At 41.5% G+C, this 10,134-nt stretch carries 11 protein-coding genes (1 of these 11 running past the window's edge); all 11 read left to right on the forward strand.

The genetic code is table 11. The annotated features are described in order from the left end of the window. The first annotated feature begins 104 nt into the window (after positions 1 to 104). Positions 105 to 1,385: an RNA-guided endonuclease IscB gene (gene iscB, locus NSQ23_RS00385; protein ID WP_339174197.1), complete on the forward strand. Its 1,281-nt coding sequence runs from the start codon at positions 105 to 107 to the stop codon at positions 1,383 to 1,385. A gap of 60 nt (positions 1,386 to 1,445) precedes the next feature. Beyond that, positions 1,446 to 2,336, forward strand: a complete 891-nt coding sequence (gene hslO, locus NSQ23_RS00390) for an Hsp33 family molecular chaperone HslO (RefSeq protein WP_004888596.1) — start codon at positions 1,446 to 1,448, stop codon at positions 2,334 to 2,336. A gap of 69 nt (positions 2,337 to 2,405) precedes the next feature. Then, positions 2,406 to 3,332 (forward strand): cysteine synthase A, encoded by a 927-nt coding sequence (cysK, locus tag NSQ23_RS00395; RefSeq protein ID WP_339172207.1) that lies wholly within the window; start codon positions 2,406 to 2,408, stop codon positions 3,330 to 3,332. A gap of 120 nt (positions 3,333 to 3,452) precedes the next feature. Continuing rightward, the gene (trpE, locus tag NSQ23_RS00400) at positions 3,453 to 4,853 is read left to right on the forward strand and encodes an anthranilate synthase component I (RefSeq protein ID WP_339174200.1); all 1,401 of its coding nucleotides are present in this window, start codon (positions 3,453 to 3,455) and stop codon (positions 4,851 to 4,853) included. A gap of 5 nt (positions 4,854 to 4,858) precedes the next feature. Then, on the forward strand, positions 4,859 to 5,434 hold the full coding sequence (pabA, locus tag NSQ23_RS00405) for an aminodeoxychorismate/anthranilate synthase component II (RefSeq protein WP_064214527.1): 576 nt from the start codon (positions 4,859 to 4,861) through the stop codon (positions 5,432 to 5,434). 6 nt (positions 5,435 to 5,440) lie between these two features. Next, positions 5,441 to 6,310 carry an aminodeoxychorismate lyase gene (gene pabC, locus NSQ23_RS00410; protein WP_004888601.1) on the forward strand — a complete coding sequence of 290 codons (870 nt, stop codon included), beginning with the start codon at positions 5,441 to 5,443 and terminating at the stop codon, positions 6,308 to 6,310. Then, on the forward strand, positions 6,310 to 7,143 hold the full coding sequence (folP, locus tag NSQ23_RS00415; protein WP_339172211.1) for a dihydropteroate synthase: 834 nt from the start codon (positions 6,310 to 6,312) through the stop codon (positions 7,141 to 7,143). Before pabC ends, folP begins: the two co-directional genes overlap by 1 nt. Then, a complete protein-coding gene (folB, locus tag NSQ23_RS00420; protein WP_339172214.1) occupies positions 7,133 to 7,495 on the forward strand; it encodes a dihydroneopterin aldolase in 363 nt (120 codons plus the stop codon). The genes folP and folB overlap by 11 nt, the downstream gene beginning before the upstream one ends. A gap of 2 nt (positions 7,496 to 7,497) precedes the next feature. After that, positions 7,498 to 8,028, forward strand: a complete 531-nt coding sequence (gene folK, locus NSQ23_RS00425) for a 2-amino-4-hydroxy-6-hydroxymethyldihydropteridine diphosphokinase (protein ID WP_004888610.1) — start codon at positions 7,498 to 7,500, stop codon at positions 8,026 to 8,028. After that, a complete protein-coding gene (dusB, locus tag NSQ23_RS00430) occupies positions 8,028 to 9,029 on the forward strand; it encodes a tRNA dihydrouridine synthase DusB (RefSeq protein ID WP_004888612.1) in 1,002 nt (333 codons plus the stop codon). Before folK ends, dusB begins: the two co-directional genes overlap by 1 nt. 66 nt (positions 9,030 to 9,095) lie before the next feature. Then, positions 9,096 to 10,134: the 5' portion of a lysine--tRNA ligase gene (gene lysS / locus NSQ23_RS00435; protein ID WP_004888614.1), read on the forward strand. The gene runs 446 nt beyond the window's last position; only the first 1,039 of its 1,485 coding nucleotides appear in the window; its start codon is at positions 9,096 to 9,098; the stop codon falls past the right edge of the window.

A 10,134-nucleotide genomic window follows, 5' to 3' on the forward strand; every position in this document is an offset into this window, starting at 1 on the left:
AAACAAGCGTGGTGGGTAGCGCTAGTGTCTTGCACATAACAAGCATCTATAACATGGTCGAGGAGAATATGACCTGCTTTATGCAGAGGAAAGGGGAATACCCTATGGTTTTTGTGTTAGACACAAACAAACGTCCGCTTGCACCTTGTCACGAAGCAGTTGCGAGAAAGCTGTTGAAACAAGGGAAGGCGGCGATTTACAAACGATTCCCATTTACCATTATCTTGAAAAAATCAGTGGACGAATCAGAAAATGAAACAACATATCGGCTAAAAATCGACTATGGAAGTAGACATACAGGATTAGCGATTTTGCGAGGACAAGAAGTGGTATGGTTAGGGCAACTTGACCATCGCACAGACATCAAGGAAAGAATAGATAAAAGGCGTGCTTTTCGTCGAGCAAGACGAAATCGAAAAACAAGATACAGAAAACCACGCTTTCTGAACCGCAAGCGAAAGGAGGGGTGGTTGCCGTCATCACTAGAGAGTCGTGTGCAAAATATCCAAACATGGGTTAACCGCCTAAAGAAGTTATGCCCCATTGGGTATATATCATACGAAAATGCCAAATTCGACACGCAACTCATGCGAAATCCTGAAATCAATGGTGTAGAGTATCAACAAGGCACGCTTCAAGGATACGAAGTAAGAGAATACTTGCTTGAAAAGTTTGGGCGGAAGTGTTGTTATTGCGGAAAAGAAAATGTTCCACTTGAAGTGGAGCATATCATTCCAAAATCGAGAGGTGGAACAGACCGAGTGGATAACCTATGTCTTGCCTGTCATGACTGTAATCAGCGCAAAGGAAGTAAGACAGCAGAAGAATTCGGGTATCCGCACATTCAAAAGCAAGTCAAAGAAACATTAAAGGATACAAGTGCTATCAACTCGACAAGATGGAAAGTGTATGAAGTGTTAAAGCAGACAGGATTAGATGTCGAGTGTGGAACAGGTGCACGAACAAAAATGAATCGTATTCGTTTAGACTTGCCGAAAACACATTATTTTGACGCTTGTTGTGTAGGCGAAAGCACAACAAATCACTTATATTTCAAAACAAAAGAAGTGTTATTTATCAAGGCAAAAGGGCGTGGTAGTCGCTCTCGTACAAACCTAGATAGATATGGCTTCCCAAGAGGTTATCTTGCAAGACAAAAATTCTTCTTTGGTTTTCAAACAGGGGACATGGTTAAGGCTGTTGTCCCAAGAGGGAAATATCAAGGCGTTTGGTTTGGCGAAGTCGCATGTAGAAAGACTGGAAGTTTCGATATTAAAGGCAAGGACGGAAAGCGTATCGCACAAGGAATAAATTATAGATATGTCCAAGTCATTCAGCGATTTGACGGATATGCTTATGGAAAGGGGGTGGCGGAACTTGCGTAAGGTGCAATTCCTCCCCGTGCCTAAAGGCAGGGGCTTCCTTGCGTAAGTTTCGTGACAACTATGGCAGATTATTTAGTAAAAGCGCTAGCATACGATGGTCAAGTGCGAGCGTATGCGGTGCGCACAACAGAAACAGTACGGGAGGCGCAGCGAAGACATCAAACGTGGCCAACAGCATCCGCAGCACTAGGTCGTGCGATGACAGCGGGTGTGATGATGGGAGCGATGTTAAAAGGAGATAGTCAAATTACAATTAAAATTGAAGGTGGTGGCCCTATTGGTCATATTCTTGTCGATAGCAATGCCAAAGGGCATGTACGTGGTTATGTATCCAATCCGCATGTTCACTTTGAACTAAATGCAAACGGGAAGCTCGATGTTGCTAGAGCTGTTGGAACGAATGGAACATTAACTGTTGTGAAAGACTTAGGATTACGCGATTATTTTACAGGACAAGTTCCGCTCGTGTCTGGGGAGCTTGGTGAGGATTTTACATACTATTTCGTTTCCTCTGAACAGACGCCATCATCCGTTGGAGTTGGTGTGCTAGTCAATCCGGATTATACGATATTGGCGGCTGGTGGTTTTATTTTGCAACTGATGCCGGGTACAGAAGAACAAACCATTGCAGACATTGAAAAAAATTTAACTACCATTCCACCGATTTCAAAAATGATTGAAAGTGGTTTAACACCAGAACAAATTTTACATGCGCTACTCGGCGGAGAACAAAATGTAAAAATTCTTGAAACGATGCCTGTATCATTCGTTTGTCGTTGTTCACGTGAGCGGGTAGCAGATGCGATTATTAGCTTAGGGGTGGAAGAAATTCAGCAAATGATTGATGAAGAAGGAAAAGCGGAAGCATCTTGTCATTTTTGTAATGAAACGTATACGTTTTCAGCCGAAGATCTTGAGGAATTAAAAAAATTAGCAAAACAAAATGATTGACAATTTCGAAAATAACTGATAAATTGGTTACAAATTCTATAAAAATACTCGGGATTAGAGGTGGATGAAATGGCACGTGTAGTACAATCTATTACAGAGTTAATTGGTCAAACACCGGTAGTTAAATTAAACCGCATTGTTGATCACGATAGCGCAGATGTATACTTGAAGCTAGAGTTTATGAACCCAGGAAGCAGCGTGAAAGATCGTATTGCGCTAGCGATGATTGAAGCAGCCGAGAAAGCAGGGAAAATTCAGCCTGGTGACACGATCATTGAACCGACAAGCGGAAATACGGGAATTGGTTTAGCGATGGTTGCTGCTGCGAAAGGATATAAAGCGATTTTTGTTATGCCTGATACGATGAGTTTAGAGCGCCGCAACTTGCTTCGCGCTTACGGGGCAGAGCTTGTGCTGACGCCAGGAAGTGAAGGAATGCGAGGTGCGATTCAAAAAGCAGAGCAGCTCGCACAAGAGCACGGCTATTTTATGCCGCAACAATTTAAAAACGAAGCGAACCCAGAAGTACATCGTTTAACAACAGGAAAAGAAATTGTTGAGCAAATGGGCGATCAACTCGATGCATTTGTGGCCGGAATTGGAACAGGTGGAACGATTACAGGAGCAGGAGAAGTGTTGCGTCAAGCGTATCCAAACATTAAAATTTATGCTGTTGAACCAGCAGACTCTCCAGTGCTTTCCGGCGGAAAACCAGGTCCACATAAAATTCAAGGAATTGGAGCCGGCTTCGTTCCTGATATTTTAAATACATCCATTTATGATGAAGTCGTTACTGTAAAGACAGAAGAAGCGTTTGCAGCTGCTCGTCTAGCTGCTCGTCAAGAAGGGATTTTAGGTGGTATTTCATCAGGTGCAGCCATTCATGTCGCGTTACAAGTAGCGAAAAAATTAGGAAAAGGAAAGAAAGTGTTAGCGATTATTCCAAGTAACGGTGAACGTTACTTGAGCACACCGTTATATCAATTTGAAGAATAATTCGGCAAGGACATTCTTGCCGAATTTTTTTTCGTGATTGTTTCTACATGTTCGTTGTACAATAAGCGTATGGATTGATGAAGAGGGGGGACATCTTTGAACAAACAAAGGCGACGAACAATGATCAAAAAGATCACATACGCACAACGTGATTGGTTTTCGCAATATAAAGCATTATCGCGAAAACAGTTGCACCATGTTTTGCTTGAAAGTGGGCGAGACGGCCGGTATAGCATAATCGGTTTACAACCATTTGCAGTCGTTATTGGTAAAGATGATAAATTGACGGTTTGGCAGAAGCATCGTACAGAAACGTTTGAAGGGAATATATTGCAATCGCTAAAGAAATGGTTCCGTCAGTGGGAAATAGAAAAATTAGAAGAAGGGCCAGATTTTCAAGGTGGAGCAATTGGCTATATCAGTTACGATTGCGTTCGCTATATTGAAAAGCTTCCTTCGATTGCATGTGATGACTTAAATATGCCTGATTTATATTTTTTAGTATTTGATGATGTGTTCGTATATGATCATCATGCATCTTTTCTTTATTTCATCACTCATTATGTAGAAGGAGAAGAGCAACAAGCGAACGAACGTCTCGAGCGATACGAACAACTATGGACAACTGATTTTTCCGACGTTTCCCGCCCGTTTATTCCGAACTACGAAAAAGAAGAAGCGGTGTCAATGAGTGAAGAACAGTTTATGGAAGCTGTCAAAAAGGTGCGCACGTATATTGCGCAAGGCGATGTCTTTCAAGTGAACTTGTCTGTACGACAATCGAAACGGTTACTTACACATCCGTTTACGATTTATGAAAAATTGCGCACATTAAATCCATCACCGTATATGGCGTATATGCATTTCCCTGAATTTCAAATCGTAAGCGGTTCTCCGGAGCTACTTGTGAAAAAGAAAGGAAAGTATGTAAGTACGCGTCCGATCGCAGGAACACGCTCACGTGGCAAAACGATTCAAGAAGATGATCAAATTGCCCAATCATTATTAGCAAATGAAAAAGAACGTGCCGAACATTTAATGCTCGTCGATCTAGAGCGGAATGACCTTGGACGTGTATGTGCATATGGAACGGTAAAAGTGGATGAGTTTATGGTCATTGAAAAATATTCTCATGTCATGCATCTTGTCTCCCATGTTTCTGGGCAGCTCGCGGAAGGAAAAGATGCATTTGATGTTATATCAGCCGTTTTTCCAGGTGGAACAATCACAGGGGCACCAAAAGTACGAACGATGGAAATAATTGAAGAGCTAGAGCCTGTTCGACGTGGCATCTACACTGGTTCAATCGGGTGGATTGGATTTGATGGTGATATGGAGTTGAACATTGCAATTCGGACAATGATTGCAAAAGATGGTCTTGCGTATGTGCAAGCAGGAGCAGGGATTGTCATTGATTCACAACCGGAACATGAGTATAAAGAATGTTTAAAGAAAGCATTTGCGTTATGGAAAGCAAAAGAGTTGAGTGAAGAAGAGTATGTACAATTAAGCATGAGGTGAGCCAAATGATTTTAATGATTGATAACTATGATTCATTTACGTATAACCTCGTTCAATATTTAGGGCAATTAGGGGAAGAATTAATTGTTAAACGAAACGATGAGATAACGATTGCTCAAATTGAACAACTTCACCCCCACTTTTTGATGATTTCACCTGGTCCTTGCAGTCCGAATGAAGCGGGTATTAGCATGGCAGCCATTGAATATTTCGCAGGGAAAATCCCGATTTTTGGTGTATGTCTTGGCCATCAGTCGATTGCCCAAGTGTTTGGTGGAGAAGTTGTTCAGGCCGAACGTTTAATGCATGGCAAAACATCGTCGATTTTTCATGATGGCAAGACGATTTTTACTCAAATTCCCAACCCCTTTACAGCCACGCGTTATCATTCATTAATTGTAAAAAGGGAAACATTGCCCGATTGTTTTGATATCTCTGCGTGGACAGATGAAGGAGAAATTATGGCCATTCGCCATAAAACGCTGCCGATTGAGGGGGTTCAATTTCATCCTGAGTCGATCATGACGGAATATGGTTTAGACATGCTTAAAAATTTTATTACATTATACAAACGAAAGTGATGTTGCATGTTTATTTATATCAATGGGCAAATCGTAAAAAAGGAAGAGGCACGCATTTCCGCGTTTGACCACGGGTTTATGTATGGACTCGGTTTATTTGAAACGTTTCGCGTATATGATGGACATCCTTTTTTGCTTGATGATCACTTAACGCGCCTTCACGATGGGTTAAATATGTTAAACATCTCGTTTTTTATAACGCGGGACGAAGTGATGCATATTCTCTCCCGACTGTTGGAGGCAAACGGTTATCGCGATGCATATGTGCGTTTAAATATATCGGCTGGTGTTGGTGATGTGGGGTTACAAGTGGATAAATACACAGCGCCAACGGTTATTATGTACATGAAACCTGTTCCGACGTTTGCAGAGGAAAAAGTTTGCCAAACGTTACGAATAAGAAGAAATACACCAGAAGGGTATATCCGTTTGAAGTCACACCATTATTTGAACAATATTTTAGGTAAGTGGGAAATCGGCAAAGATGCACACGTGGAAGGTATTTTCCTTACACAAGACGGATTTGTCGCAGAGGGAATTGTTTCTAACGTTTTTTGGGTGAAAGATGGCATCGTGTATACTCCTTCAGTAGAAACCGGTATTTTAAACGGTATAACGCGATTGTTTGTGATCGATTTGTTGCGCTCGTGGGGTGTTCGTGTGAGAGAAGGATTTTACTCGCTACAACAACTGAAAGAAGCAGATGAAATATTTTTAACAAACTCCATTCAAGAAATCGTGCCGGTTTGTCGATTGGATGGTGATATATATCCCGGGAAATGTGGGGAAATGACGAGCCGTCTCCAACGTGCGTACGCCTTTTTTACTACACATTTATGGACAAGGTATGAAAGAAAGGACGGGTACGTTCATTGATGGATGTTATATATTGTGGAACATATAAGTTAGACTTGCGAAAGAATACGATTATTATGGGCATTTTAAATGCCACTCCTGACTCCTTTTCTGATGGCGGAAAATATAATCATGTAGAGCAGGCTGTTGAGCGTGCGAAGCAACTTGTCGCTGAAGGAGCACATATCATTGATATTGGGGGAGAATCCACCCGCCCTGGAGCCGAAAAAGTATCACTTGAAGAAGAATTGCGTCGCGTCATCCCGATTGTAGAAGCGGTTGCTAAAGCGGTGAATGTACCCATTTCGATTGATACGTATAAAGCAGAAGTAGCTAAACAAGCCATTGAAGCGGGCGCGACAGTGATTAACGACGTTTGGGGAGCAAAGGCAGATTCCAATATGGCTCAAGTAGCCGCTTACTATGGTGTACCTATTGTATTAATGCATAATCGTTGCGATCGCCATTATAAAGATCTCATTTCGGATATGATGAACGATTTAAAAGAAAGTATTGATATAGTCAAACAAGCTGGTGTGAAAGACGAACAAATTATTATCGATCCAGGGATCGGGTTTGCTAAAACAGTAGAGCATAACTTGGAAGTGATGCGTCGGTTGGATGAATTTTCGGTTCTCGGGTATCCGATCTTGTTAGGAACATCGCGAAAATCATTTATCGGACATGTGCTTGATTTACCCGTTCATGAACGAGTAGAAGGGACAGGAGCAACAGTTTGCCTCGGCATTGCAAAAGGAGTGCACATTGTTCGTGTGCACGATGTTTTACCGATTGCTCGAATGGCTAAAATGATGGATGCGATGCTTGGAAAAGGTGAAGAAAATGCGGGATAAAATTCACATTAGTCAAATGGAATTTTACGGTTATCATGGGGTGTTTCCGGAGGAGAATAAACTTGGCCAACGTTTTTATGTTGACGTCACAATCGAAACGAACTTACAAAGAGCTGGCATTACTGATGATTTGAGCGAAACGATTAATTACGCGCATATATACGACATATGTCAAAGCATCGTTGAAGGCAAGCCTTTTAGACTTATTGAAGCGGTAGCAGAGCAGATTGCTGAGCAAATTTTATCCGCGTATGAAACAGCGTCATCGTGTACAGTGAAGGTGACAAAGCCTAATCCACCAATTAAAGGTCATTATGCTTATGTGGCGGTTGAAATTACGAGAGGACGTTAGAAATGGAACATATTTCTTATATTGCGTTAGGATCAAACATAGGGGATCGCTTTGCATATTTGCTTCAAGCAGTGAAAGCGTTACATGACCATGAATGTATTTCTGTTTTAGCGACATCTTCCGTTTATGAAACAGATCCTATTGGATACGTTGATCAGGCGTGTTTTTTAAATATGGTTGTGAAAGTCAGTACATCACTATCCCCGCTAGCTTTATTAACAGCGACAATGAACATCGAGAAAATGTTTGGCCGTAAGCGGAAAGTTCGTTGGGGGCCGCGGACGTTAGACCTTGACATTTTGCTATATAATCATGAAAATATTGAGACAGAACAACTTATTATTCCGCATCCGCGTATGTTTGAACGGGCGTTTGTATTAATCCCGTTGTTTGAAATAGATGAATCTTTAATTATTCCATCTGTTCAACGTCCTTTACGTTCGTATGTGGAGCAGTTATCGGACAAGGGTGTTCGTATATGGAAAAGCCGCGAAGAAGTGGAAGAACAATTATTGGGAAAGGAGGGGATTTGATGTTTAAAATCGGAAATGTACAAATTAATAACCCTGTTGTACTTGCACCGATGGCAGGGGTATGTAATTCAGCATTTCGTCTAACTGTAAAGGAGTTTGGCGCAGGACTTGTTTGTGCAGAGATGGTTAGCGATAAAGCGATTTTATTTAATAACCCAAAAACAATGGGCATGCTTTATATTGACGAGCGTGAAAAACCATTGAGCTTGCAAATTTTTGGTGGGGAAAAAGAGACGCTTGTACAAGCCGCTAAATATGTAGATCAACATACGAACGCCGATATTATCGATATTAACATGGGATGCCCTGTTCCGAAAATTACGAAGTGTGACGCGGGAGCAAAGTGGTTGTTAGATCCAAATAAAATTTACGACATGGTAGCCGCCGTCGTCGATGCGGTGGAGAAGCCTGTCACAGTAAAAATGCGAATCGGTTGGGATGAAAATCATATTTATGCTGTCGAAAACGCTCAGGCGGTAGAACGGGCAGGTGGACAAGCGGTTGCTGTTCATGGCCGAACGCGCGTACAAATGTATGAAGGAAAAGCGGATTGGAACGTCATTAAGCAAGTGAAAGAAGCGGTTCGTATCCCCGTTATCGGTAACGGTGATGTCCAGACCCCTCAAGATGCTAAACGAATGTTAGAACAAACAGGCGTCGATGGCGTCATGATTGGGCGTGCTGCTCTCGGTAACCCATGGATGATTTATCGTACCGTTCGTTATTTAGAAACGGGTGAACTTATCCCGGAACCGTCTGTACGTGAAAAAATCGAAGTGTGTATTTTACATTTGGATCGTTTAATCGCTTTGAAAAATGAATATATCGCTGTAAAAGAGATGCGTAAACATGCCGCTTGGTATTTAAAAGGTATTCGTGGAAATGCCAAAGTTCGCAATGCGATAAATGAATGTCAGACGCGTGATGAACTCGTGACGTTGCTTATGAGTTTTGTGGAGGAAGTTGAAGCAAAAGAACAACATGTTGTCATAGAATCGTAAAACATACTGTCAGCTCATGCTGGCAGTATTTCTTAAAAAATAAACGGTTATTGGAGTGAATTCGTTATGTCGCATGAGGAATTAAATGATCAGCTATTAGTTCGTCGTGAAAAGTTACATAAGTTGCGTGAAAAAGGGATCGATCCATTTGGAAAACGGTTCGAACGCACACATAAAGCAGAAGAACTATTTGCGTTATACGGTCATTTATCAAAAGAAGAACTTGAAGAGAAACAAGTTCAAGTTTCTATTGCCGGTCGAATTATGACGAAACGAGGCAAAGGGAAAGCGGGATTTGCGCATATTCAAGATTTGACGGGACAAATTCAAATTTATGTGCGTAAAGATGATGTTGGTGAAGAGCAGTATGAAATTTTTGATACGTCAGATTTAGGAGATATTGTCGGTGTACAAGGAACAGTATTCAAAACAAAAGTGGGAGAATTGTCTATCAAGGTACACTCGTATGAAATGTTGACGAAATCGTTGCGCCCGCTCCCTGAGAAATATCATGGGCTCAAAGATATCGAGCAACGCTACCGCCAACGTTATCTCGATTTAATTATGAATCCAGAAAGTAAAAAAACGTTTATTACACGCAGTTTAATTATTCAATCAATGCGTCGCTATTTAGATCAAAAAGGGTATTTAGAAGTAGAGACGCCGATGATGCACTCAATTGCCGGAGGAGCTGCAGCCCGTCCGTTTATTACGCACCATAACGCTTTAGATATGACATTGTATATGCGTATTGCGATCGAATTACATTTAAAACGTTTAATTGTGGGTGGATTAGAGAAAGTATATGAAATCGGTCGTGTATTCCGAAACGAAGGTATTTCAACACGTCATAATCCAGAGTTTACGATGCTTGAGCTTTACGAGGCTTATGCTGATTACACTGATATTATGAAATTAACAGAAGATATGATTGCGCATATTGCTCAAGAAGTGCTTGGAACGACAAAAATCCAATATGGAGAACATGAAGTAGATTTGACGCCATCATGGAAACGACTTCATATGGTTGATGCGATTAAAGAGTATGTGGGCGTTGACTTCTGGAAGCACATGAGCGACGAAGAAGCGCGTCAATTGGCGAAAG

Origin of the sequence: Anoxybacillus sp. FSL W8-1294 (genome assembly GCF_037965005.1) — a bacterium.
Classification (GTDB): Bacteria; Bacillota; Bacilli; order Bacillales; family Anoxybacillaceae; genus Anoxybacillus; species Anoxybacillus flavithermus_G.